The organism is Gracilibacillus marinus, from assembly GCF_042651725.1.
Classification (GTDB): Bacteria; Bacillota; Bacilli; order Bacillales; family Amphibacillaceae; genus Gracilibacillus; species Gracilibacillus marinus.
In genome coordinates, this window is record NZ_JBHSDV010000001.1 from 1,160,597 (window position 1) to 1,185,997 (window position 25,401).

Here is a 25,401-nt window from a genome sequence, read left to right on the forward strand (position 1 = left end):
TGAAAAGTCTTATAGATTGTTAGAACATATCACATACTTTTAATGTAAAAAGTTGTTAAAAAAAGTATGTTAGATAACTTAACAATTGGTTAGGAATCTATTGTTTTTCCATGTACCCTAGTAGTAGGTTACGAATCGATAAAGCAAATTGGGGGACTTGAAATGGAAAAAAAACGACTGATACTTATAGGTAATGGAATGGCAGGTATACGTACGATAGAAGAAATTCTTACATTGATGCCTGATTATTTTGATATCACCGTGTTTGGTAAAGAACCTTATCCGAATTATAATCGAATTCAATTATCCAAAGTACTTCAAGGAGATACAACATTACAAGATATTACATTAAACGAATGGGAATGGTATGAAGCGAATGCCATCCGATTGTATCCAGGTGAAACAGTTATCGAAATTGATACACATAATCAAATGGTTTCTACTGATAAAGGGAAACAAATGGCTTACGATTATCTAATCATCGCGACAGGATCGAATCCATTCATGCTACCATTGCCTGGTGTAGATAAAGAAGGTGTTACAGCATTTCGAGATATAGAAGACTGTGAGAAAATGCTAGATGCATCCAAACATTACAAGAGGGCTGCCGTAATTGGAGGTGGGTTACTCGGATTAGAAGCAGCTAGAGGCTTATTAAATTTAGGAATGGACGTAGATGTAATTCATATATCAGATTATTTAATGGAAAGACAGTTAGATATAGCTGCAGGTAAATTGTTACAAAAAGAATTAGAAGCACAAGGAATGAACTTTTGGTTAGAAAAACAAACAGCTGAAATCATCGGAAAAAAACGGGTAACAGGGTTACGGTTTAGTGATGGTGGGAAAATCCCAGTTGATTTAGTGGTGATGGCTGTAGGGATAAAGCCAAATGTACAATTGGCTCAAGAAGCAGGGATAGAAGTTAATAGAGGGATTGTTGTAAATGATTATATGGAAACATCTGTCCCGAACATTTACGCAGTAGGAGAATGTGCGGAACATAATGGAATGGTGTATGGACTTGTGGCACCATTATATGATCAAGGTAAAGCATTAGCCAAACATATATGTGGAATGAATCATACCGGGTATAAAGGATCTGTCTTATCGACACAATTGAAAGTTTCTGGTGTACATGTATTTTCGACTGGTTTGATTCATGAAACAAATCAAACCAAATCAATAAAAGTATTTGATGAATGGAGAAATACGTATAAGAAACTACTAATCGAGAAAGATAGATTGGTTGGTGCAGTATTATTCGGCGATACAAAGGAAGGTACAAAACTATTACATTTAATTAAACAAGGTGCTAATATAGAAGACTATTTTGAGAGTCAATCTGCCACAGACAGCCAAGAAAGTACTGTCCAAGCAATGGCTGATGATGAAATAATATGTGGGTGTAATGGTGTATCCAAAGGTACGATTGTGAGCGCAATTCAAACAAAAGGATTAACTACAGTAGAAGAAGTGAAAGGATGTACGAATGCATCAAGATCGTGTGGTACATGTAAGTCATTGGTTCAAGATTTGCTAACAGCTACATTGGGTGAGGGGTATGAAGCAAATGAAAAAGAAACGATTTGTAGTTGTACAGATTTATCAAGAGATGAAGTAATTGAAGAAATAAGAACAAAACATTTAACACATTCCAAAGAAGTCATGCATGTATTAGGCTGGAAATCGGAAGAAGGATGCTCTAAATGTAAACCAGCATTAAATTATTATCTAGGTATGCTGTATCCAGAAGAACACGAGGACGAAAGAGAATCACGTTTTGTAAATGAACGATTGCATGCAAATATTCAAAAAGACGGCACTTATTCTGTAGTACCTCGTATGTATGGCGGTGTAACAAATGCGGATGATTTAAGAACTATTGCAGATGTTGCAGATAAGTACAATGTCGGAATGATTAAACTTACAGGTGGACAAAGAATTGATTTATTAGGAATTAAAAAAGAAGATTTACCAAATGTATGGAAAGATTTAGGCATGCCATCAGGGTATGCATATGGTAAAACATTACGAACAGTTAAAACATGCGTAGGTTCCCAATTCTGTCGCTTTGGTACACAAGACTCAACCGGAATGGGTATCCAATTAGAAAAGAAATTTGAAGGGTTAAATACACCACACAAAGTAAAAATGGGTGTATCTGCATGTCCGAGAAACTGTGCGGAAGGTGGTATTAAGGATGTCGGTATTATTGGATTAGACGGTATCTGGGAAGTATATGTTGGAGGTAATGGAGGAACAGATTTAAGAAAAGCGGATTTGTTAGTAAAAGTAAAAACAGAAGCAGAAGTATTAGAATATACAGCTGCATTTTTGCAGTATTATCGTGAAAATGCAAGATATTTAGAAAGAACATCACATTTTGTGGAACGTGTGGGTTTAGAAATGATTCAAGAAATTGTTTCGAATAGTGAATTGAGAAAGCAATTAAATGAAAGAATGAATCAAGCACTATCTGTGTATAAAGAACCTTGGAAAGAAGTAATGGAAAGTGATACAACATTGAAACAATTGTATGAAAAAGTATTTGTTAAATAAGGAGCTGAAATGATGGAACAAACAGTGAAGAAAGTATTTGTTGGCCAGTATAATAATTTACCGAATCAATTAGGCAAAACAATTTGTATTCATGATCAAGAGATTGCATTATTCAAATTAGCAAATGGAGAATTACGTGCGATAGAAAATCGTTGTCCACATAAAGGTGGTGTGTTAGCGGAGGGAATGGTAAGTGGAGAATATGTATATTGCCCGCTACATGATTGGAAAATCAACATGACAGACGGGATGGTACAAGAGCCTGATAATGGATGTGTACAAACATTTGAAGTGATAAAAGAGAATGAGAGTATTTTTATTCTAATCCCAGTCGAATAAGTACAATAAATAAATGTAGCTACCTATGAGATTCTGAACCGAATTTTGTGAGAAAAATACCTAACAAAATTCGGTTTTTCTCTTTTTGAGAAATTACATTATTCAACGTCAAGATTAATATTCAGGAAAGAAATAAGGGGGAATTTATTATGGGGAAAGTATATATCGTAGGTGCTGGACCAGGCGATCCGGATTTAATCACAATAAAAGCGTCGAAATGTATTCAAAATGCAGATGTCATTTTTTACGATCGATTAGTTAACTCAGAATTATTAACTTTAGCAAAAAAAGAAACAGAACTAGTATATTGTGGTAAGTCCCCAAATAAACATTTCATGAAACAAGAAACGATTCATCAATTGCTAGTAAAATATGCAGAGCAAGGGAAAAATGTGGTAAGATTAAAAGGTGGAGATCCTTATGTATTTGGTCGTGGAGCAGAAGAAGCCATTGCACTCGCATCTAATGGAATAGAGTATGAAGTCATACCTGGTGTCACTGCAGGATTAGCAGTCCCACTAAATGTCGACATACCTGTCACATACCGTGAAACTAGTCGGTCTTTTGCAATGGTAACTGGACATTCTATAACTGGAGAGCCTACCGAAGTAGATTGGAAAGGATTAGCACGTTCTGTGGACACGTTAGCAATATATATGGGGATGCGTAATTTATCCTTTATTATCTGTCAATTATTGAAAGCAGGTAAAAAATCTACTACACCTATTGCTATTATTCAAAATGGGACAACAACACATGAAGTTGTTATAGTAGGAACATTAGCAACAATTGAAAAACAAGTAGTATCAAAACATGTGAGAAATCCAGCAATCATCATTATAGGTGAAGTAGTAAAAATACATGAACAACTTTTACAATTAAAAGCAATGAATAGGTATATTGAATCACGAGCTATAGAAGCTTAATAGAGGTGAATACATTGGAAGCTATCGTATATATTTGTCATGGAAGTAGAGTAAAAGAATCAAAAGAAGAATCTTTCGCATTAATTGATCGTGTGAAAAAACTTGTGGATGTTCCAATTCAAGAAACATGTTTTTTAGAACTACAACAACCTTCAATCGAAGAAGCTGTGGGTCATGTTATTCATAAAGGCGCAACAAAAATTGTCTTTTTGCCTATATTATTATTAACAGCTGGGCATGCAAAAATAGACATTCCTGAAATCATTTATCAACAACAGAATAAGTATCCATCGATTGCTTTCCATTATGGTCGTCCAATCGAAGTGGAGCCAAAGATGATCGATGCAGTGACAGATCATATTCATCAATTGACACAAGATTACGAGCAATATGATTTTCTATTTGTTGGTAGAGGTAGTAGTGATATGCAAGCACTAGAAGATACGAATACCATTATTTCATTATTACAGAAGAAATTTCCTAACAATACAATCGAAGCATGCTTTTTAGCGGCAAGTAAACCCAAATTTGAAGAACTATTAGTAGAGAAAGTAACGAAACAAAAGAAATCTGTACTCATTGTGCCGTATTTGTTATTTACGGGATTGTTAATAAAAGGTATGAGAAAATACATGGAATCTATTTCACTAGAACCAAACCAAAAGATTATCATGTCTGAATATTTAGGTCATCATGAAAATGTGGTGCAAGTATTAGCAGATAGGGTAGAAGAAGCGAGAGGGGAGAGAAGTCGACTTGCAAAAGTGGATTAAAGAAGTGGCGCGTGGTCAAAAAGGTGCAAAAGATTTAACATATGAGCAAACGGTAGAAGTAGTTGAAACAATTGTGAATCAACATGCTACAGATGCACAAATTGCAGCATATTTAGTTGGAGAACGTATTAAAATGGAATCTCCTGAAGAGTTACTAGCATGGATTCACGTACTACAACAAAATGCTACTACACTCACTTTAGCTCAAGAAGTACAAAAGAACATCATTGATTTTACTGGGCCATACAATGGCAGAAATTCTTTTGCAGCAACAATCCCTGTCTCGATGTTACTTGCTGAAGCTGGGATCCCTGCATATATTGCCGCACCTAATTCATTGCCACCAAAATATGGTACATCCTTAAAAGCAATAATGGAACATTTAGGTTGGAAAGCAAATAAGCCATCGCTTACTGATACATTTGTATTCGTTGATCCTGAAGAGTATTGTCCTCCATTACATCAACTAAGAACCATCCGTGAAGAAATTGGCATACGTACATTATTGAATACAGTAGAGAAATTATTAAATTTAGCGAATGCAAAAAGAATCATGTTAGGTGCATTTCACCGTACCGCAATACACAAATTAAATGATGTCTTTAAACACTTGGTATATGAAGATGTATTTATTGTTCAAGGTATGGAAGGGTCTGAAGATGTTCCAGTACATAGAAATAGTTTTGTCTATCACATAACAAAAGACGATTTGACCACTTTCACAGTAAAACCAAAAGAGTATGGGCTAGAATGTAAACAGTTTGATAAATCAATCAAGTTGTCTGCATCCGAACAAGCAACAATTATTACAAGTTTGTTTAGCGGAGAGCAAAAAAAAGCATACGAATATTATTACAATCAAGTTCTTTTAAATGCAGGTCTACGCTATTATTTATTTGGCTTTCAACCTACAATAGAACAAGGGGTACAATATGCAAAAGAGCAACTTCATAGTGGTAAGATGATGGAGTATGTACATAATTGGAGAAATCAATAATAATACTTTGATACATCCTCGCAGTTGATTATTTGGTACTGCGGGGATGTTCTATTTTCTTTTTTAATTGTAAAATAAATAATGCTTGTTCTTCTTTGTCATAAATCGGACAATCTACCATTTCTTTTAGTAGTGCATGTTTCTCCATATTTTCTAATGGTGATAGTTTAATCAGTTGTCTTACTTCATATAAGAAATCAACATAGTCACTATAATCAGAAGGGAAGGATGCTTCTATATCATGATAGAGCTTCTTTGCTAAAGTAGGGCTAGCTCCCCCTGTATGGATGCCTACTTGCAATAACCCGCGCTTCACTGTTTTCATAAATTCAATATTACCTTCATTTGCATTGTGTGCTGCGTTTAAGAGAACATGCTTTGGTGTTACATTGATGACATGCTCATTAACTTTTTTATCATTTGTAGCAATAATGACAAAATCTGTATCGATTATATCTTCGTCTCTAAACGGACGCTTATACCAATAGATGGATGTATTATCTATATAATTTTCTATTTCTTCTGTAATTGTTTCACTAATGACAGTAATAGAAGCACATTGGTCTTTTAATAGCAATAATCTTCGTTCTGCAACTTTTCCGCCACCTACAATTACTATGTTTTTATTTGTGAGATCGATCATAAATGGTATCTTTCCCATATATATTTTCCTCTCTTTTTGTATAAGAAGTTTATTATATTGTAGTATTTAACTATCTACAAAACAAGCAGTTTGACAGTATTTAACCAAAATGGATACAATAAGTGTGAAGATGTTTTGAGTTCGAGATAATAAATGAAATGAAGGGTGATTGTATGAAACACATTTTTAAAAAAGGGAAAAGCCTTAATGGACCGACTTTATTATTGTTACACGGTACTGGAGGTACAGAACAAGATTTATTAGGTATAGCAGAAATGATAGACCCAAATGCAAATGTTTTAAGTGTAAGAGGGAATGTGTTGGAGAACGGAATGCCGCGCTTCTTTAAACGTTTATCTGAAGGCGTATTTGATGAGAAAGATTTAGTTGAACGTACAAAAGAATTGTATGAATTCTTAGGTGAAGCAAGTGAAGAATATCAATTTGATCGAAATAATGTGACTGCAGTAGGTTACTCAAATGGTGCGAATATTGCAGGAAGTTTATTATTCCATTATCAAGATGCTTTAAATAAGGCAATATTACATCACCCAATGGTACCAAGAAGAGGAATAGAATTACCGGATTTATCGAGTGTGCATATCTTCATCTCTGCAGGCCACAATGATCCATTGTGTACAGAAGAAGAAACTCGAGAATTAGAACAAATTCTACTTGATAATGGTGGTAGTGTAAAAGTACATTGGGAAAATAACGGTCATCAACTTACGAGAACAGAAATCGAAGCAGCAAGAGAGTGGTACGAGTCTATATAATAACTATATAAACGATAATGAGAAAACTCACTAGTGTATTTATAGCTAGTGAGTTTTTTGATTTTATAAAAAAACTATTGCATTTCACATTTTTAGATGTATACTTATAACTGTATTACATATATTAATACAGTTAATACACTTAATACAGACCATACAGTTTGGAGGTAGGATACGTGTTTGAACTCGATTTGAGAAATAGAAAGCCGATATATGAACAACTTGTAGAGAAGTTTAAACAATTAATCATAAATGAGATAGTAAAACAAGATGAACAACTGCCTTCAGTAAGACAATTGGCGCAAGAATTATCTATTAATCCAAATACCATTCAAAAAGCTTACCGTGAACTTGAAGCACAAGGATATATTTATTCGGTCAAAGGAAAGGGAAGTTTTGTGAATCAAATGGAACTAGTAAATAATCAGCAACAATTAATCGAAGTAAAAGAACAATTGAAAAAACAATTACAAGAAGCGATATTTTTAGGGTTAACTGTAAATGAAATTAAAGAAATAGTGAATGAGTTAATCGGGGGTGAAGTAAATGATACAAGTTCAGAATCTTAATAAAAAATTTGATAAAGAAAAGATATTAAACGACTTATCATTACGAATAAACAAAGGTTCTATTTATGGATTGTTAGGTTCCAATGGTGCTGGTAAAACTACGTTATTAAAGACAATTGCAGGTATAATGAAACAAAATAGTGGAGCTGTGGAAATAGAACGAAAACCTGTTTTTGAGAACATAGCATTAAAAGAAAGAATAGTGTATATTCCTGATTCCTTATTTTTCTTTTCTCACTATACGCCAAATCAAATGGCTAATTTTTATCAGGATATGTATCCAAAATGGAATCAAGAACGATTTCAACAACTACAAAAAATGCTAGATTTAGATCCTAACAAAAAAGTTCAGCAATTCTCAAAAGGGATGCAAAGACAAGTTGCCTTTTGGTTGGCGTTATGTGCAATGCCAGATTACTTGATTCTTGACGAACCATTTGATGGATTAGATGCTGTCATTAGAAGGAAAATTAAATCATGGGTGATACAAGAAGTTGCTGACAGAGAAATGACAGTACTTGTATCTTCACACAATCTTTTAGAAATTGAAGATATTTGTGATGCTGTTGGGATTATTCATAGAGGAGAATTACTACTTGAAAAAGACTTGGATGATTTAAAATCAGATGTGCATAAACTACAATTTGCTTTTAAACATGATGTCGCTTTAGAACAGTTCCCTGAATTATCTATATTACATAGTGAAAAACGTGGTAGTGTATTTATATGTATTGTACGTGGGAATGAGCAAGAGATTCAATCATATATGGAGCAATTTAATCCAGTTGTATTTGATATTTTGCCATTAACCTTGGAAGAAATCTTTATTTATGAAATGGAGGGTGTTGGATATGCAATTGAAAATGTCTTACTTTAAAAAAGAAATCATCAAACAACACTTTCGAACAACAGGTTGGATTGGAATTGCTTATTTTGTCATATTATTATTTATCTTACCATTAGATATATTTATGAAATATTCGGATCGTTTTCAAAATAACTATTTTGATGATTATACATTCTCATTATTAGAGATACAAGGACCAATTCAATCAATATTAATGATCACAGTACCTGTATTAGCTGGAATGTTCTCTTTCCGTTATGCGAATGTAAAAGGGTCTGCAGATTTTATGCACAGTTTGCCTATTAAACGAACACAATTATTCAATATTCATTTTATTATTGGTTACGTGTTAATTGTACTACCAGTGTTACTTACAGGTTTAATCATGTATCTTATGACATTATTTCTAGACTTACAATCTATTTTTTATTATGAATCATTTGGAGAATGGTTTGCATTTCTATTAATTATACCTAGTTTAATCTATACATCTACTGTGATGGTCGGCGGGATAACTGGGATCACCGCAGTACAAGGTGGATTGACATATATTTTCTTGTTCTTTCCGTCAGGTATCGTATTTTTAATCATCTATAATCTATATATGCTGTTGTACGGCTTCTCCATTTCTAGTTATTTAGAGTCGCAGCTTTTGTCTTTATCACCATTATTACAAAGTATTGATATGATGTATACGGCTATCAATTCTACATACTTAATTGTATATGTATGTATAAGTGTTGCATTTTACTTTATTGGATTATGGTTGTTCAAAATTAGAAATGTCGAAAGTGCTTCACACACGATTATTTTTACTCATTTAAAGCCGATATTCAAAATTGGTGTGACGATATGCTTTATGCTACTATTCGGACTTTATTTCGGTGCTGTCCAGAATGAAGCACTTGGGTGGATATCATTTGGTTACGTCTTCGGTGCATGTATAGGGTACATTCTTGCAGAAATGTTAATTCAAAAAACTTGGCGAATATTTGGACAATGGAAAGGATTTTTAATCTACTTAGGTATTGCTTTTTCTGTTATTTTTGTGATTGTCTTTGACCTATTTAGATATGAAACAAACGTACCTGAAATAAGCAAAGTCGAATCAGTGGAAATAGAGGATAGACAAATAAGTGAGCAATACAAATTTAATGATGAAGTGAATATTGTAATGGATGATCCACAATTAATTGAACAAACAATAACCTTACACAAGCAAATTTTACAAGAAGTAGATAAATCTACAGAAGAAAATTGGGATGAAGGTACAACAGTGATAAAAATTACGTACAATCTCAAAAGTGGATTACAAATGTCGAGAGAGTATTTTATTCCATCAAAGGAACAATTTATGAGCGTACTTAAACCAATTTATGAATCAGATCAATTTAAAAAAATGAATAAACCATGGTTATTTGTTGATTTTAACAAACTAAAAATAAATGAAGTAAACTTAAGTAATAGAGATGTGACAACATCATTGGATATGACTAGTACGAAAAAACTTATCGAATTGATTCAGTTAGATTATCTAGATACTTCATTCGTGCGCACAGAGAGCACATATTATACTGGTTATAGTTTAGTAATGGTGTTAGATAATGAAGAACATGTGTATTTTGATATTCCTTATAGTTATACTAGAACACTTGATTATTTATTAGAGAATGGTTATGCATTTCAATTTAATGAAGAAAATGTAGGAATGGTTGCAATTAAGCATGTAAATAATGAAATATATGAAGACGAAATACCATATTTACAAAATAACCAATTAGATAGTATATACAGAACTAAAAATAAAGAAGAAATCAAAGATCTAACAAAATTAATTGAAATGATTGATTATGATGGACAATACGAAATAATTTTTTATGGTAATGAAGACAATGTATTAAGTACAATGTTAATTTCTGAAGAGAATCTTCCGACATCTATCATTAACCAACTGAAATAATAATCTAATAAAAAAAGACGAGGGTGGTGAAATAGTTGACGACTCAAATAATAGATGAAGAAAATTTTTCAGATATCGTAGAGAAATACCAAGATATGCTATTAGGAACGGCAATAAGTATTTTAAAGGATTATCAGTTAGCAGAAGATTGCGTGCAAGAGACATGGATTAAAGTTCACAGAGTTTTAGCGAATAATCATCAAATTGATAAGATAAAATCATGGTTAAGAACGATTGCATCACGAACGGCAATTGACTTATTAAGGAAAAAGAACCAATCGAGATTAGTATTCATGGATGAATCATGTGAGCTTGAACAATTAGCAATCTGTTCTCACGTTTCTGTAGAAGAATATGTGAATTATTTCTCCACATTAGAGGATTTACAGGAACATATTTCTAATAGCAGTGAAAAGCTAAAAAAAGTATTTTATCTTAAATTTATTAAAGAGTGCAGTGATTCAGAGATCGCTAAAATTTTAAATATCAGTCCACAAGCTGTCAAGACAAGAGTATTTCGAACAAGAAAATTACTACAAACATATTCAAACACCGAAGCCAGCATACTGCCAGGAGCATGAACAATTGCTTCTGGTTTTTTTGTGTTAGAAAAAAGGGTATAATGAAATTAAAAATACGTAAAAGTTTAGATAAGGATGAAGCAAATGAGTTTTGTTATTTATGTTGTCCTTCCATGGATTTTTTTATGCTTATTTATTTTAGGAGGACTGTATAGCTTAGTAAAAAAGCTTCCTTATTGGTGGGGGTTTGCTAGTTGTGCTGTAGGTGTAATCATTTATCTTGTGGGAAATGAAGTAATTGGTGGATATAATGGGATGAGTTTAAGTTTAATTGGTGCATTGCCTTTTACAATTGGTTTGTTTATTTTGTTCTTTTTATTTGTTGGAAGCAAATTTCAATAATGTTAAATGTTCATACGCATAGACTAAGACGCCTCATCAAATACTACGAATGTAAGTACAAGAGGAGGAATGATGATGCGTAAAAGAAACACCATTTTACCAATGTTAGCTTCTATTGGAATTGGAGCATATGCTTATTTTCAAATGAAAAAAGAAAAAAACCCTGGAATGTAATGAATGATGAGTATGATGAACCTGTTTTGTCATACTCATCTTTGTTTCATTTGTTGCATCAATATAGAAATATCTAGATAATTCAGAAAATAGCAACATAAGCAGTATTTTGATATACTTTACATATAAAATATTGAAAAGAGGGATATAATGGGGAACGATCGATTTATTGGATATGTTGGTACATACACAAAAAAAGAGAGTAAAGGTGTGTATCGTTTTGAGTTAGACGTACATAACAAAAAATTAGAACAGGTTACTGTAGCCGCAGAACTTAGTAACCCTACATATGTTACGGTAAGTAAAGATAACAAAAACTTATATGCAGTTGCAAAAATGGGTGAAGAAGGTGGAGTAGCTTCCTTTTCAATTGACGAAAATGGACAGTTAGCAAAAATTAACGAACAGTCTCTACAAGGCTCACCACCATGTCATATTGAAGTAAATGAAGCCAATTCCGTTTTAGTAACAGCAAATTATCATTCGACATTAGGAGTACTACACACGATCAATAGTGAAGGCTCTGTAAAGATTGTAGATACAGCACAACATGAAGGAAATGGACCACACGAACGTCAAGAGAAGCCACATTTGCATTATGCAGGATTTACTCCTGACGAAAAATATGTAGTGATTGTAGACTTAGGAACAGATACGATTACTAGTTATGCGTATGAATCAGGCACATTAGAGAAGAAATATGTGTTCCATACAAAAGAAGGAAGCGGCCCACGACATATTACTTTTCATCCAAATGGGCAATATGCTTTTGTGATGACAGAGTTGAGTAATGAAGTAATTGTTTTAAAATATGATGGAAATGGACAATTTGAAGAAGTTCAAAGCATTTCTACATTACCTGGTGATTTCACAGATAATAGCCAAGGCAGTGCAATTCACATTTCGAGTGATGGAAAGTTCGTCTATGCAGGGAATAGAGGACATGATTCCATTGCAATATTTAAAGTGACAGATAAATGTACACTTGAGTTTGTGGAATGGACACATACAGAAGGGCAGTGGCCTCGTGATTTTGTACTTGATCCGACAGAAAACTTCCTTGTAGCTTCCAATCAAGAATCTAATAATTTAACATTGTTTGAAAGAGATAAAGGAACTGGTAAACTGACATTAATCGAAAAAGACATTTATGCGCCAGAACCTGTTTGTGTAAAGTTTCTTAAATAAGATAAAAAGAAAGACATGAAGCCGATTTTGCTTCATGTCTTCTTATGTTCGTGATTAAATCATCACTTTGCACATGTCATTTGTCAATGCTACAGGATCTTCAATAGGTAACCCTTCAATTAATAATGCTTGGTTATACAAAATATTTGTATAAAGTTTTAACTTCTCTTTGTCAGATTCATGTGCGTTGACTAATGCTTGAAATACCTCATGTTTATTATTGATTTCTAATACTTTATTCGCTTGTACATTTTGACTGTCTGGCATTTGACTCAAAACCTTTTCCATTTCAATCGATACATCGCCTTCAGCAGATAAGCAGACTGGATGTGATTTTAAACGGGTAGACAGACGTACTTCTTTAATTTTGTCACCTAATAATTCTTTCATCTCAGCAAATAAATCTTTGTGTTCTTCTAATTGTTTTTCTGCTTCTTTTTTTGTTTCTTCATCTTCTAGATTTAAGTCACCACTAGAAACAGACTTGAATTCTTTTTCGTCGTAATTCATCAGCATTTTAATAGCAAATTCATCTATTTCATCTGTGAAATATAAAATTTCAAATCCTTTGTCTTTCACAAGCTCAGTTTGAGGAAGTTTCTCAATTCGATCATGTGAATCCCCTGTTGCATAATAAATGTGTTCTTGGTCTTCAGGCATGCGTTCTACATATTCCTTTAATGTAACCAATTTTTTCTCTTTAGAGGAATAGAATAGAATGAGATCTTTTAATTTATCTTTGTTTGCCCCAAATTCACTGTATACACCATATTTTAATTGACGACCAAATGCATCAAAGAATGTCTCATACTTGTCTCTATCATTTTTAAGTAAACTTTGTAGATGATTTTTAATTTTTTTCTCGATATTCTTAGCAATTAATTTCACTTGACGGTCTTGTTGTAATATCTCGCGAGAAATATTTAATGATAAATCTTCAGAATCAACAATACCTCGAACAAAGCTAAAGTAATCAGGTAAGAGATCTGCACACTTTTCCATAATTAATACGCCATTTGAATAAAGCTCTAACCCTTTTTCAAAATCTTGTGAATAATAATTAAATGGTAATTGTTCAGGAATGTAAAGAATAGATTGGAATCTAACCATACCATCAACACTTACATGTAGATGACTTAAAGGCTTGTCAAAACCGAAGTGTTTCTCTTGATAAAATTGGTTGTAATCCTCGTCTTGTAATTCTTGTTTATTTTTTCTCCAAATAGGGACCATGCTATTGATGGTTTGTTCTTCAATTACATCAATAAATTCTTCTTCATTATCCTCTTTTGGTTGTTTTTCCGTAATATCCATTTTGATTGGATATCGAATAAAATCTGAATACTTTTTAATAAGTGAACGTAATTGATACGTTTCTAAAAATTGATCATAATTCTCTTCTTCTTCATTTTCTTTTAATTTGATTACTATTTCTGTACCAATATCTTCCTTATCATAAGCTTCAATAGTATAGCCATCTTGGCCATTAGAATGCCATTTGTAACCTTCTTCATTATGTAATGAACGAGTATAAACGGTAACTTCTTCAGCAACCATAAAAGAAGAATAAAAACCAACACCAAATTGACCTATGATTTCTTGTCCTTCTTGCATATCGACTTCCTTTTTGAATGCAAGTGAACCACTTTTGGCAATTGTACCTAAATTTTCTTCGAGTTCGTCTTTTGTCATACCGATACCTGTATCTTTTATTGTCAATGTTCTATCATCTTGGTTAGGTACGATCTTAATATAATAATCATCCTTATGGAATGTGATGGACTCATCTGTTAATGCTTTGTAATAAATTTTGTCAATCGCATCACTTGCATTGGAAATGAGTTCTCTTAAGAAAATCTCTTTTTGTGAATAAATAGAATGAACCATCATTTCTAATAAGCGTTTCGATTCTGCTTGAAATTGTTTTTTCTCCATTATTGCGCCTCCCATTTATTTCTGTATTAGCACTCTCGTATGATGAGTGCTAACATAGTTAAATTTATTACAAAAATAAACGAATGTCAAGTATGCCAAATGATGGGGTTTGATGTGGAATAATGAAACCATACATAAAATCGACTTCCTTTGGAAACATATCTCTATAAGAAATAGGGGAGGTATAAAAGATGATTGATTCTTCTGATTATAATCAATACAGAGTTGGAGATGTTGTGTATGTGTTTTATCGTAATCCACACACGCAAGATGTTGCGAATATTCAAGAGGCAGCTGTTGTGAATGATCCTGATAATCCAAAGGGCTTGGCATTATTTCTTTATGAAACATACTATCCTTTAACAGAAGAAATAGCCGTTTATCCGAATGAACAATCAGCAGAAGCAGCTTATCAACAATTCTTTGACGGAGACTTATTCGATGATTAAGCCATTTGTTCCACAACTCGTTTATTTTGAACCAAACGCATTGGAATATCCACTTGGGGAGGAACTTAAGCAAAAATTTGAGAAGATGGATATTGAGATTCGTTACACTACATCTCATAATCAAGTGAGAAATTTACCTGGAGATAATGATTTTCAAAAATATCGTGTCGCGAAATCAACGCTTGTAGTAGGAATAAGAAAAACGCTAAAATTTGATACTTCTAAACCATCTGCTGAGTATGCCATTCCTTTTGCGACAGGGTGTATGGGACATTGTCATTACTGTTATTTGCAGACAACGATGGGCAGTAAACCATATATTCGAACATATGTAAATACAGATGAAATATTTGATGCTGCAACAAAGTATATGGAAGAACGTGCACCTGAAATAACCAGATTTGAAGCATCATGTACATCTGATATCGTTGGTATTGATCATTTAACACACACATTAAAACAGGCAATTGAGTTTTTCGGAAAAAGTGAATATGGAAAACTCCGATTTGTTACTAAATTTCATCATGTCGATCATTTGTTAGATGCTAAACATAATGGGAAAACCCGTTTCCGTTTTAGTATCAATGCAGATTACGTCATAAAGTACTTTGAACCAGGGACGTCTCCATTAATAAAAAGAATAGAAGCGGCAGAAAAAGTTGCTAGAGCTGGATATCCATTAGGATTCATTGTCGCGCCAATCTATTTACACGAAGGTTGGGAAGAAGGGTATTATCAGATGTTTAAAAAACTATCAGAGGAATTACCACAAGACGCACAAAACAATCTTACCTTTGAATTTATTCAACATCGATTTACAAAGCCTGCCAAGCGAGTAATCGAAAAAAACTATCCAATGACCAAATTAGAATTAGATGAAGCAAAAAGAAGATACAAATGGGGGAAATACGGAATTGGAAAATATATCTATACAAAGGAAGAAGAAACGGAAATTAAAGATCATTTATACGCTTATATGAAAGAGTTTTTTCTGAATGCAAAATTAGAATACTTTACGTAATTAAGTGCATGAAATATACCCGAACGTTCAAGTTAAGCTTAAACTGTTCGGGTAATATTTTAATCATTCGTATAAAAAATCGACTCGACATGATTTTCATCGAGATAATTTTCATATCTTTCATGTTTTTCGTTCACACCAATATATTTACCGTGGATATCTGCTAGCAAAAACCCTTCCAATGCTTCTACACTTCCGATTAATTCATCACTGTTTGTATATAAATGATTATACTCATTTTCTGATTGAAAATAATCAGAAGGTGTGTTAGAAGAACCAAACATTTCAACTTGTTGCCAACTATCTTCTTCATCAAAGAGCGTATTTTCTTCTCTATATATTTTTTCATTTAATGTTGGGGATATTGTTGTTTCTTCGGTTGGTCTTTTGGAAACATTCATTGTTTTTGTATGATTCACACATGTTGTTGCTGTTGGAATCACTTGTAGACGTTCCAATGCGATCGGTTGATGACAAATCTCACACAGCCCATATGTGTGAGCTTCCAACTTCTTTAGTGCGTGTTCAATTTCATATAATTCATCTTTTGTACGCATGTCAAGCGCGAGATCTTTCTCTCGTTCAAATAATTCAGTACCTAAATCACCTGGATGATTATCATAACTAGATAACTCAGAAATAGATTGGTCGGCCATAGCAGCAGAGAGACCATAATCATCTTTTAAATGTTGTAATAATTGTTTTTTTCTAGCTAACAGTTCCGTTTTACATGAGTCTAGTTGTTCTTTATTCAACAAATCAATCACCTCCTGTAACCATAGTATAACCACATTGGTGGAAACAACTTTCACTTGATATTGGAAATCCTTTTTAAACATAAAGGTGGGGAGGATGCCAATAATAAGAATGGTTAGTAGACGAGTATGCGATACATTTTGATTGCTTCTTCCTACAATTAAAAAACCCATATCGTTATAAAAACGAATATGGGTTCAAAAGGATTGAAATTTATTTACGATTAGCTTCAAATTGATCTATTTTATCGACATGTGTAAGGGTCACGGCAATATCATCCCAACCGTTTAATAACATTTCGCGTTTATAAGAATCTAAATCAAATGTTGCCTCAAATCCTTTGTTGTCATATACTTTTTTCGCTTCAAGATCAACTGTTAGATAGTATTGTTCTGCTTCTGCATTTTTAATTAATGTTTGGACGTCGTCATCACTTAAAATAACAGGTAATATTCCATTTTTTGTACAATTATTATAGAAAATATCTGCATAACTCGGAGCAATAACCACTCGAAATCCATAGTCTAATAAAGCCCATGGTGCATGTTCACGTGAAGAGCCACATCCAAAGTTTTCTCCTGCTACTAGAATAGATGTGCCCTCATATTTCGGTTGATTTAATGAGAAATCATCTCGTAATGTTCCTTTTGAGTCGAAGCGCCAATTATAAAAGACAAATTGTCCAAATCCTTGTCTAGAAATTCTCTTAAGAAATTGTTTTGGTATTATCTGATCTGTATCCACGTTCGCACGATTTAATGGATAGACAAGACCAGTATGTTTTCTGATTGGTTCCATCACGTGTTACCCCCTTCATTACATATATTCTTTAGTTGTGTGCTGGTACTCCTAATGTCCGTACATCGACAAAGTGTCCTTTAACAGCAGCAGCAGCAGCCATTTCTGGACTAACTAAGTGTGTTCTTGCACCAGTACCTTGACGTCCTTCGAAGTTACGGTTAGAAGTAGATGCACAACGTTCTCCTTCAGGTACGACATCATCGTTCATTGCTAAACACATACTACAGCCTGCATCGCGCCACTCAAATCCAGCTTCTTTAAAAATGATATCAATACCGGCATCTTCTGCTTGTTTTTTGACGCTATGTGAACCAGGTACAACAATTGCTCTCACATTTGGATGCACATGATGTCCTTTAACAATATCCGCTGCTTTCTTTAGGTCAGCAAAACGTGAATTCGTACAAGAGCCGATAAAGACATGTTCAATTGCAACAGAGGAGATTGGTTCTCCACCTTGTAATCCCATATATTCCAATGCTCGTTTAATTTCTTCTTTATCGTTATCTGATTGACCATCCTCTACACTTGGCACATTTGCACTTACTGGAATACACATACCAGGATTTGTTCCCCAAGTTACTTGTGGCTCGATATCTGCTGCATCGATTTCAACTGTTTCATCATAAATTGCGCCTTCATCTGTAGCAAGTGCTTTCCATTCTTCTGCTAATTGATCAAAAGCTTCTCCAGTTGGTACATGACGTCGACCTCTTAAAAATTCAACAGTCGTGTCATCAGGACTGATCAAACCAGCTCTTGCACCAGCTTCAATAGACATGTTACATACTGTCATACGACCTTCCATTGATAGATTACGAATTGCTTCACCAGTATATTCAATTACGTAGCCAGTACCAAATTTCACACCGAATTTCCCGATAATTGCTAAAATTAAATCTTTTGCAGTGACACCAGTACCTAACTTGCCATTTACTTTTACATTAAGTGTTTTAGGTTTTGCTTGCCAAATCGTTTGTGTAGCTAAAACATGTTCTACTTCACTTGTTCCAATTCCAAAAGCTAAAGCACCAAATGCACCATGTGTAGAAGTATGGCTATCTCCACAAACAATTGTTTTTCCTGGTTGAGTTAATCCTAATTCAGGACCTATGACGTGTACAATACCTTGATCAGGATGATGGATATCTGCTAATGGAACATTAAATTCCTCGCAGTTTGTTTTCAATGTTTCCATTTGGGTTTTGGATACTTCATCTTTTATCACATTTCGATGAATTGTCGGAACATTATGATCCATTGTTGCAAATGTTAAATCAGGTCGGCGTACTTTCCGATTATTGATTCTTAAACCTTCAAATGCTTGAGGTGATGTAACCTCATGCACTAAATGTAAATCAATATATAATAAATCTGGTTTCCCTTCTTCGTGATGGACGACATGCTTTTCCCAAATCTTTTCGACTACTGTTTTAGGCTTTCTCATCTCTTTCAACTCCTTACTCACAAATAGTTTAGCTATAATCTTGTGAAAAAATATCGGCGTATTGCTATGAGACATAGTGTACGCCGAAAGGGTCCGTGAAACATTACAATATTGCTTTAGTAATAAGTGCAGTCATTTCATTTGTATTAACTAATGTACCATCATGACTTTTTAAGTCTTTTGTATGATAACCTTCGTTTAATACATCTTCTACAGCTTTTTCTATCGCACGAGCTTCTTCGTTCATCTCAAAAGAATAACGTAACATCATAGCGGCAGATAGAATCATGGCAATTGGATTTGCAATTCCTTGGCCTGCAATGTCAGGAGCAGATCCGTGTGCTGGTTCATATAATCCCACGCCATCTTCTGCAAGACTTGCTGAAGGTAACATACCAAGTGATCCTGTTAATACTGATGCTTCGTCACTTAAAATATCACCAAACATGTTTTCTGTAACAATGACATCGAAGTCGGTTGGATTCGTGATTAATTTCATTGCGCAGGCATCAACAAGCACGTGCTCCACAGTTACGTCTGGATATTGAACTTTTTTCTCTTCCACAATTTCGCGCCATAGTTTACTAGATTCAAGTACATTTGCTTTATCGACGGAAGTTAGATGTTTTTTACGTAATTGAGCACTTTGGAATGCTTTGTCTACTATTCGTTCAATTTCTTTGCGAGAGTATGCCAGCGTATCTACAACATCTTCCCCATTATTTCGTCGTTCACTAGGTGTTCCAAAATACAATCCACCAGTCAATTCTCTAACAATTAGAAGGTCACTTCCTTGAATGATATCTTGGCGAAGAGGGGAGGCATGTAATAACTTTTCGAATCCTTTTACTGGGCGTAAGTTCGCATACAAATCTAATGCTTTACGAATGCCAAGTAATCCTCTTTCTGGTCTTAAATCAGACGGATTATTATCCCATTTCGGTCCACCAACAGCACCTAATAGTACAGCATCTGCTTTCTTACAAGCTTCTACTGTTTCAGTAGGGAGGGGAGTACCATGACGATCAATTGCAATCCCTCCAATGTCGTGAACGGAGAACTCAAACTGTCTATCAAACTTTTTTGCGATTGCTTCTAGTACTTCTTTTGCTGCATAAATTACTTCTGCACCAATTCCATCACCAGGGAGCATGACGATTTTGTTAATCACTAATACGACCTCCTAAAACCATTATCTATACTTTATCTGTGGTTGTTTTGTAAATTGCTCTGTTTACACCATTTAAATATGCTTGGACAGCAGCTTCTAAAACATCCTGTGCTGAACCGCGACCTGTAACATGTACATCTTCTACAGTTAATGAGACATGTACTTCAGCGAGAGCATCTCTACCTTTTCCTATTGAATTGAGTTGGAAATCAGTGAGATGTGTTTCTTCTTTAATAATTTGATCTAAAGTATTGTATAGTGCTTCTACACTTCCTTGGCCTGTTGCGGTCTTTTCAATGATATCGTCATCAGGTGTATGCAATGTAACAGTTGCATTTGGCTTGTCAGAAGAACCGTATTGTACTTTAAATTCTTGAAGTGAGTATCGTTTGATATTAGATGTATCTGTTTGAATATCTGTTAATATTGCAAACAAATCATCATCTGTTACTTCTTTCTTTCTATCTGTTAAAGATTTAAATGCAACAAATGCTTCTTTAATTTTATCATCTGTTAATGTGAAACCGAGTTGTTTAATTTTATCAGTGAAAGCGTGACGGCCAGAGTGTTTACCTAATACTAAATTATTTGATTGTACACCAACTAATTCAGGTGTAATGATCTCATATGTTTCAGCATTCTTTAACACACCATCTTGATGGATACCAGATTCGTGTGCAAAAGCATTTCGACCAACTACCGCTTTGTTTCCAGGAACCGTCATACCAGTGAATTTGCTTACCATATCACTCGTACGTTTAATTTCTTTTAATACTAAATTCGTTTGGTATGGATAATAATCATTACGGATTGTTAATGCAACACCAAATTCCTCTAATGATGCATTTCCAGCGCGTTCTCCTATACCATTAATCGTACCTTCGACTTGTGTTGCACCATTCTCAATTGCTGCAAATGAATTTGCAAGAGCCATTCCTAAATCATCATGGCAATGGCAAGATAAATCTACTTTATCAATATTTGGAACATTTTCTTTCATGTAACGGAACATTGCGCCATATTCTCTTGGCATTGTATATCCTACAGTATCTGGTAAATTGATGACTGTTGCTCCAGCATCAATAACTTTTTCGATTATTTTTGCTAAGAAATCTAAATCAGAACGTGAAGCATCTTCAGCTGACCATTCTACATGATCAAAAAATTGTTTACCGTATTTCACCATTTCGACAGCTGTTTCAATCACTTCTTCAGGTGATTTTTTTAATTTGTATTTCATGTGAATAGGGGAGGTAGCAATAAAGACATGTAAGCGAGGGTTCTCTGCATTTTTTAATGCTTCCCAACATGCATCTATATCTGATTTTACAGCTCTGGCTAAGCCTGCAACAGAAACATTTTTTACTGTTTCTGCAATTTTTTTAACTGCATTGAAATCACCTTGGGAGGAAGCAGGAAAACCTGCCTCCATTACATCAACCCCAAAGCGTTCTAATTGTTTAGCTAACTCAAGTTTTTCTAATTGATTTAGATTCACTCCTGGGGATTGTTCACCATCTCGAAGTGTTGTATCAAAAATCTTAATTTGAGTCATTAGAGACCACTTCCTTTTTATTAATTGCCTTTTGCTTTACAAATGGCATTAATTCACGCAGCTCTTTACCTACTTTCTCAATTAAATGTTCATTTTCTGCACGTTTAATAGCAGTGTAACGTGGACGATTTGCTTGATTTTCTAAAATCCAACCTTGAGCAAATTTACCTGTTTGAATGTCAGTAAGTACATCTTTCATACGAGCTTTTGTGCTTTCATCAACAACACGTGGTCCTGACATGAAATCGCCCCACTCTGCAGTATCAGAGATAGAATGACGCATGTTTTCTAATCCACCTTCATACATTAAATCAACAATTAATTTTAACTCATGTAGACATTCGAAGTAAGCTACCTCTGGTTGGTATCCAGCTTCTACAAGTGTTTCAAAACCTGCTTTAACTAATGCAGATGCACCACCACATAATACTGCTTGCTCTCCAAATAAATCTGTTTCAGTTTCTTCTTGGAAAGTTGTTTCAAGAATACCAGCACGACCTGATCCAATTCCTTTAGCGTATGCTAGTGCAATTTCTTTAGCATTTCCAGTTGCATCTTGATAAATACCGTAAAGTGCAGGTACTCCAGCACCTTCTTGATACGTTCTACGCACTAAATGACCAGGACCTTTCGGTGCAACTAAAAATACATCTACATTACTTGGTGGTACAATTTGATTAAAGTGAATGTTGAAACCATGAGCGAATACTAGTGAATTGCCTGCTTCTAGATTTGGTTCAATTGCTTCTTTATAGATTGCTGGTTGATACTCATCTGGAAGAAGAATCATGATTACGTCAGCTTCTTTTGCAGCTTCTGCAACTGTTTTTACATCTACTCCATCTTCTACAGCTTTATCCCATGAACCACCTTTACGTAGACCAACTACAACATCGAATCCACTTTCTTTTAAGTTAAGTGCATGTGCATGACCTTGTGAACCATATCCAATAATTGCTACCTTTTTAGATTGTAATACCTCTTCGTTAATATTGTTGTTATAAAGTACTTTCGTCATTTTAAATTACATCCTCTCAATAATTTTAATTTTTATATTTTTATAGTAGTAGAAAAGAGATCATGATGATCACTTTTCTAATATATACTGTTTTTACCCTAAGATAGAAGGGAGGGTTGAATCATTACTTGCTGGTTGTTGACTCCTTACTAATGCTGTGACACCAGTACGGGCCAATTCTTTAATACCAAATGGTTTAAGCAATTCAATAAGTGCTTCGATTTTTTCAGGTTTTCCTGTAACTTGAATGGAAATACTGTCTTTGCTTATATCAATAATGGATGCTCTAAAAGGATCAATAATTCCTTGGATTTCACCACGCAATTGACTATTACTAACAATTTTAATTAGTGCAAGTTCTCTTGCGACAATTGCTTTTTCTGAAATATCAGACACTTTTATTACGTCTATTTGTTTGTTTAATTGTTTTGTTACTTGTTCTAATTTTTGATAATCTTCAACATCGACAACGAATGTCATTTTAGACATGCCTTCTGTCTCAGTACGACCGACAGAAATACTTTCAATATTAAATTGTCTACGTTGAAGTAAACTTGTCACACGATTTAGTACACCACTACGATTTCTTACTGTAGCTGTAATAATACGTTTCATGGTTTCACCCCAATCATTTCATTAAGACCTTTACCTGGAGCTATCATAGGAAATACATTTTCTTGTTGGATTACCCTTGCATCAACTAGAACAGGACCTTCATAATCAAATATCTCAGGTAATGCATCGATAAATTCTTGTTGTGTTGTGACTTTCAATCCTTTAACATTATACGATTCAGCTAATTTAACAAAGTCTGGTTGGATGTTAAATATCGATTGAGAATAACGTTCTGAATAGAATGCTTCTTGCCATTGTCTTACCATTCCAAGTGCTTGATTGTTAACAATAATTACTTTTACAGGTAAGCCTCTTTCTTGTAAAATAGACAATTCTTGCAATGTCATTTGGAATCCTCCGTCACCTACGATAGAAACAACCGTATCTTCTGGTTTAGCTAGTTGAGCTCCAATTGCAGCAGGGAAGCCAAATCCCATTGTTCCAAGACCACCTGATGAAACCCAACGGTCAGGACTATTGAATTTGTAAAATTGTGCTGTCCACATTTGATGTTGACCAACATCTGTTGTTACGATTGCTTTTCCTTCTGTTGCTTCATATACTTTTTCAATTACCCATTGACCAATCATCTCACTATCAGGATTGTTATACCACAATGGATATTCTTTTCTGTTCTCATGTAGACGAACTAACCAATCTTCGTGTGTTGGTTGTTGTATATTGTGTGCTAAAAGTTTTGTCAAAGCTTCTTTTGCATCACTAACGATTGGTATTTCAGTAGGTACATTTTTACCGATTTCTGCTGGATCAATATCGATATGCGCAACAGTAGCATTTGGTGCGAAAGAAGCTAAGTTACCTGTTAATCGATCATCAAATCTTGCACCGATATTAATTAACAAATCGCATTCATAAAGTGCTGTATTTGCAGCGTATGTTCCGTGCATACCTGCCATTCCTAAAAATAATGGGTGTTCACCCGGAAATGCACCTAAACCAAGAAGTGTTGATGCAACAGGAATGGAATATTTTTCAGCAAATGTTTTGATTTCTTCAGAAGCTTTTGCAAATAATATACCTGCACCAGATAAAATTACTGGTTTTTTTGCTTGCTCAATTGCTTCAGCTAACTTCTTAATTTGAAGTGGGTTAGGTTTAATCGTTGGCTGATACCCAGGTAAATCTAAAATAACTTCTTTTGGCAAATGATTTGTGATTACTTCTGCTGATATATCTTTAGGCATATCAATTAATACAGGTCCTGGACGACCAGTTGTAGCAATATGGAATGCTTCTTTAACAATTCTAGGTAAGTCATTCACATTTCGTACTTGGTAATTATGCTTTGTAATAGGAGTAGTCACACCCATTACATCCACTTCTTGAAATGCATCCGTACCAATAATACCTTGTGCAACTTGCCCTGTGATGACGATTAATGGTAAAGAATCAATCATGGCATCTGCAATCCCTGTGACTAAATTAGTTGCACCTGGACCAGAAGTAGCAATGACTACACCTGGTTTGCCAGAAACTCTAGCATAACCTTCTGCAGCGTGAATAGATCCTTGTTCATGTCTAGCTAATATTTGTGTAAAAGAATTCTGTGCTTTGTATAATGCATCAAATATAGGTAATGCAGCACCACCAGGATAACCGAAGATTGTTTCTACACCTTCATTGATCAAAGACTCTACTAGCAAGTCAGCACCAGTTTTAGGTTCCTTTTGCATTGAAGTTTGTTCTGCTTGCGTATTCGCTCTTTCCATTTATAATCCCTCCTACAAATTCACTAATTTACCCTATTATCATGTCGGTTTAATAATTGTGAATGTCTCAAGTATATACAAAAAAGGCCAATTCTATCTTGTTCATAATCCATATGAAATGGAATGATCAACAAGGGAGAAAAGGCCTTTCTTTTCACGGTACCACCCTGATTCACAATATTTTTACAAATATTGCCTTGTGAAGCAACAATTAATAAGCTGCTTC

At 34.2% G+C, this 25,401-nt stretch carries 24 protein-coding genes; 14 read left to right on the forward strand and 10 right to left on the reverse strand.

Features of this window, described 5'->3' with window-relative positions; translation table 11 throughout:
• The first annotated feature begins 162 nt into the window (after positions 1-162).
• From nirB to ACFOZ1_RS05260, 5 genes are all read left to right on the forward strand, one after another.
• Positions 163-2,562 (forward strand): nitrite reductase large subunit NirB, encoded by a 2,400-nt coding sequence (nirB, locus tag ACFOZ1_RS05240; protein WP_390196709.1) that lies wholly within the window; start codon positions 163-165, stop codon positions 2,560-2,562.
• A 9-nt stretch (positions 2,563-2,571) separates the two neighbouring features.
• Positions 2,572-2,901 (forward strand): nitrite reductase small subunit NirD, encoded by a 330-nt coding sequence (gene nirD, locus ACFOZ1_RS05245; protein WP_390196712.1) that lies wholly within the window; start codon positions 2,572-2,574, stop codon positions 2,899-2,901.
• Between the two features lie 149 nt (positions 2,902-3,050).
• The gene (cobA, locus tag ACFOZ1_RS05250) at positions 3,051-3,827 is read left to right on the forward strand and encodes a uroporphyrinogen-III C-methyltransferase (RefSeq protein ID WP_390196715.1); all 777 of its coding nucleotides are present in this window, start codon (positions 3,051-3,053) and stop codon (positions 3,825-3,827) included.
• A gap of 14 nt (positions 3,828-3,841) precedes the next feature.
• Entirely contained in the window at positions 3,842-4,600 is a 759-nt protein-coding gene (locus tag ACFOZ1_RS05255; protein ID WP_390196717.1) for a sirohydrochlorin chelatase, read from the forward strand.
• On the forward strand, positions 4,584-5,597 hold the full coding sequence (locus tag ACFOZ1_RS05260; protein ID WP_390196720.1) for an anthranilate phosphoribosyltransferase: 1,014 nt from the start codon (positions 4,584-4,586) through the stop codon (positions 5,595-5,597). Before ACFOZ1_RS05255 ends, ACFOZ1_RS05260 begins: the two co-directional genes overlap by 17 nt.
• Before the next feature lie 28 nt (positions 5,598-5,625).
• On the opposite strand, the gene ACFOZ1_RS05265 is transcribed toward ACFOZ1_RS05260, so the two are convergent.
• Complete coding sequence (locus ACFOZ1_RS05265) at positions 5,626-6,258, reverse strand: NAD(P)-binding protein (RefSeq protein ID WP_390196723.1); 633 nt, start codon at positions 6,256-6,258, stop codon at positions 5,626-5,628.
• Positions 6,259-6,413: 155 nt separating this feature from the next.
• On the opposite strand from ACFOZ1_RS05265, the gene ACFOZ1_RS05270 reads away from it, so the two are divergent.
• From ACFOZ1_RS05270 to ACFOZ1_RS05300, 7 genes are all read left to right on the forward strand, one after another.
• Positions 6,414-7,016 carry an alpha/beta hydrolase gene (locus tag ACFOZ1_RS05270; RefSeq protein ID WP_390196726.1) on the forward strand — a complete coding sequence of 201 codons (603 nt, stop codon included), beginning with the start codon at positions 6,414-6,416 and terminating at the stop codon, positions 7,014-7,016.
• A gap of 176 nt (positions 7,017-7,192) precedes the next feature.
• Complete coding sequence (locus ACFOZ1_RS05275; RefSeq protein ID WP_390196729.1) at positions 7,193-7,585, forward strand: GntR family transcriptional regulator; 393 nt, start codon at positions 7,193-7,195, stop codon at positions 7,583-7,585.
• A complete protein-coding gene (locus tag ACFOZ1_RS05280) occupies positions 7,563-8,462 on the forward strand; it encodes an ABC transporter ATP-binding protein (protein ID WP_390196732.1) in 900 nt (299 codons plus the stop codon). The genes ACFOZ1_RS05275 and ACFOZ1_RS05280 overlap by 23 nt, the downstream gene beginning before the upstream one ends.
• Positions 8,437-10,392, forward strand: a complete 1,956-nt coding sequence (locus tag ACFOZ1_RS05285; RefSeq protein WP_390196735.1) for a hypothetical protein — start codon at positions 8,437-8,439, stop codon at positions 10,390-10,392. Before ACFOZ1_RS05280 ends, ACFOZ1_RS05285 begins: the two co-directional genes overlap by 26 nt.
• A gap of 35 nt (positions 10,393-10,427) precedes the next feature.
• Entirely contained in the window at positions 10,428-10,973 is a 546-nt protein-coding gene (locus tag ACFOZ1_RS05290) for an RNA polymerase sigma factor (RefSeq protein ID WP_390196738.1), read from the forward strand.
• An 84-nt stretch (positions 10,974-11,057) separates the two neighbouring features.
• Positions 11,058-11,315 (forward strand): hypothetical protein, encoded by a 258-nt coding sequence (locus ACFOZ1_RS05295; protein ID WP_390196740.1) that lies wholly within the window; start codon positions 11,058-11,060, stop codon positions 11,313-11,315.
• A gap of 321 nt (positions 11,316-11,636) precedes the next feature.
• Positions 11,637-12,677 (forward strand): lactonase family protein, encoded by a 1,041-nt coding sequence (locus ACFOZ1_RS05300; protein ID WP_465253840.1) that lies wholly within the window; start codon positions 11,637-11,639, stop codon positions 12,675-12,677.
• 54 nt (positions 12,678-12,731) lie between these two features.
• Here ACFOZ1_RS05300 and htpG read toward each other — a convergent pair whose 3' ends face one another.
• On the reverse strand, positions 12,732-14,612 hold the full coding sequence (gene htpG / locus ACFOZ1_RS05305; protein ID WP_390196745.1) for a molecular chaperone HtpG: 1,881 nt from the start codon (positions 14,610-14,612) through the stop codon (positions 12,732-12,734).
• Between the two features lie 191 nt (positions 14,613-14,803).
• Here htpG and ACFOZ1_RS05310 point away from each other — a divergent pair, with 191 nt between their 5' ends.
• Together ACFOZ1_RS05310 and splB are read left to right on the forward strand one after the other, a co-directional pair.
• Positions 14,804-15,061, forward strand: a complete 258-nt coding sequence (locus ACFOZ1_RS05310; RefSeq protein WP_390196748.1) for a transcriptional regulator SplA domain-containing protein — start codon at positions 14,804-14,806, stop codon at positions 15,059-15,061.
• Positions 15,054-16,082 carry a spore photoproduct lyase gene (gene splB / locus ACFOZ1_RS05315; protein WP_390196750.1) on the forward strand — a complete coding sequence of 343 codons (1,029 nt, stop codon included), beginning with the start codon at positions 15,054-15,056 and terminating at the stop codon, positions 16,080-16,082. Before ACFOZ1_RS05310 ends, splB begins: the two co-directional genes overlap by 8 nt.
• A 59-nt stretch (positions 16,083-16,141) precedes the next feature.
• Here the strand turns inward: splB and ACFOZ1_RS05320 are convergent, their stop codons facing one another.
• The 8 genes from ACFOZ1_RS05320 to ilvB form a co-directional block, all read right to left on the reverse strand.
• Positions 16,142-16,840 (reverse strand): TraR/DksA C4-type zinc finger protein, encoded by a 699-nt coding sequence (locus tag ACFOZ1_RS05320; protein WP_390196753.1) that lies wholly within the window; start codon positions 16,838-16,840, stop codon positions 16,142-16,144.
• A gap of 211 nt (positions 16,841-17,051) precedes the next feature.
• The gene (gene leuD / locus ACFOZ1_RS05325; protein WP_390196756.1) at positions 17,052-17,636 is read right to left on the reverse strand and encodes a 3-isopropylmalate dehydratase small subunit; all 585 of its coding nucleotides are present in this window, start codon (positions 17,634-17,636) and stop codon (positions 17,052-17,054) included.
• Between the two features lie 31 nt (positions 17,637-17,667).
• Positions 17,668-19,086: a 3-isopropylmalate dehydratase large subunit gene (leuC, locus tag ACFOZ1_RS05330; RefSeq protein ID WP_390196759.1), complete on the reverse strand. Its 1,419-nt coding sequence runs from the start codon at positions 19,084-19,086 to the stop codon at positions 17,668-17,670.
• Positions 19,087-19,189: 103 nt separating this feature from the next.
• On the reverse strand, positions 19,190-20,257 hold the full coding sequence (gene leuB / locus ACFOZ1_RS05335; RefSeq protein WP_390196762.1) for a 3-isopropylmalate dehydrogenase: 1,068 nt from the start codon (positions 20,255-20,257) through the stop codon (positions 19,190-19,192).
• 25 nt (positions 20,258-20,282) lie between these two features.
• Entirely contained in the window at positions 20,283-21,812 is a 1,530-nt protein-coding gene (locus ACFOZ1_RS05340) for a 2-isopropylmalate synthase (RefSeq protein WP_390196765.1), read from the reverse strand.
• Complete coding sequence (gene ilvC / locus ACFOZ1_RS05345) at positions 21,799-22,830, reverse strand: ketol-acid reductoisomerase (RefSeq protein ID WP_390196768.1); 1,032 nt, start codon at positions 22,828-22,830, stop codon at positions 21,799-21,801. Before ilvC ends, ACFOZ1_RS05340 begins: the two co-directional genes overlap by 14 nt.
• Positions 22,831-22,923: 93 nt before the next feature.
• Complete coding sequence (ilvN, locus tag ACFOZ1_RS05350) at positions 22,924-23,445, reverse strand: acetolactate synthase small subunit (protein ID WP_390196771.1); 522 nt, start codon at positions 23,443-23,445, stop codon at positions 22,924-22,926.
• Positions 23,442-25,175 carry a biosynthetic-type acetolactate synthase large subunit gene (gene ilvB / locus ACFOZ1_RS05355; protein WP_390196774.1) on the reverse strand — a complete coding sequence of 578 codons (1,734 nt, stop codon included), beginning with the start codon at positions 25,173-25,175 and terminating at the stop codon, positions 23,442-23,444. Before ilvB ends, ilvN begins: the two co-directional genes overlap by 4 nt.
• Positions 25,176-25,401: the final 226 nt, after the last annotated feature.

Excerpts from the sequence above, each read along its gene's own strand:
- ACFOZ1_RS05295 (WP_390196740.1), top strand. The coding sequence starts at position 11,058 with ATGAGTTTTGTTATTTATGTTGTCCTTCCATGGATTTTTTTATGCTTA.
- ACFOZ1_RS05340 (WP_390196765.1), bottom strand. The coding sequence starts at position 21,812 with ATGACTCAAATTAAGATTTTTGATACAACACTTCGAGATGGTGAACAA.
- leuD (WP_390196756.1), bottom strand. The coding sequence starts at position 17,636 with ATGGAACCAATCAGAAAACATACTGGTCTTGTCTATCCATTAAATCGT.
- ACFOZ1_RS05265 (WP_390196723.1), bottom strand. The coding sequence starts at position 6,258 with ATGGGAAAGATACCATTTATGATCGATCTCACAAATAAAAACATAGTA.
- cobA (WP_390196715.1), top strand. The coding sequence starts at position 3,051 with ATGGGGAAAGTATATATCGTAGGTGCTGGACCAGGCGATCCGGATTTA.
- ilvN (WP_390196771.1), bottom strand. The coding sequence starts at position 23,445 with ATGAAACGTATTATTACAGCTACAGTAAGAAATCGTAGTGGTGTACTA.
- splB (WP_390196750.1), top strand. The coding sequence starts at position 15,054 with ATGATTAAGCCATTTGTTCCACAACTCGTTTATTTTGAACCAAACGCA.
- ilvB (WP_390196774.1), bottom strand. The coding sequence starts at position 25,175 with ATGGAAAGAGCGAATACGCAAGCAGAACAAACTTCAATGCAAAAGGAA.
- leuC (WP_390196759.1), bottom strand. The coding sequence starts at position 19,086 with ATGAGAAAGCCTAAAACAGTAGTCGAAAAGATTTGGGAAAAGCATGTC.
- nirB (WP_390196709.1), top strand. The coding sequence starts at position 163 with ATGGAAAAAAAACGACTGATACTTATAGGTAATGGAATGGCAGGTATA.
- nirD (WP_390196712.1), top strand. The coding sequence starts at position 2,572 with ATGATGGAACAAACAGTGAAGAAAGTATTTGTTGGCCAGTATAATAAT.
- ACFOZ1_RS05285 (WP_390196735.1), top strand. The coding sequence starts at position 8,437 with ATGCAATTGAAAATGTCTTACTTTAAAAAAGAAATCATCAAACAACAC.
- htpG (WP_390196745.1), bottom strand. The coding sequence starts at position 14,612 with ATGGAGAAAAAACAATTTCAAGCAGAATCGAAACGCTTATTAGAAATG.
- ACFOZ1_RS05270 (WP_390196726.1), top strand. The coding sequence starts at position 6,414 with ATGAAACACATTTTTAAAAAAGGGAAAAGCCTTAATGGACCGACTTTA.
- ACFOZ1_RS05310 (WP_390196748.1), top strand. The coding sequence starts at position 14,804 with ATGATTGATTCTTCTGATTATAATCAATACAGAGTTGGAGATGTTGTG.
- ACFOZ1_RS05280 (WP_390196732.1), top strand. The coding sequence starts at position 7,563 with ATGATACAAGTTCAGAATCTTAATAAAAAATTTGATAAAGAAAAGATA.
- ilvC (WP_390196768.1), bottom strand. The coding sequence starts at position 22,830 with ATGACGAAAGTACTTTATAACAACAATATTAACGAAGAGGTATTACAA.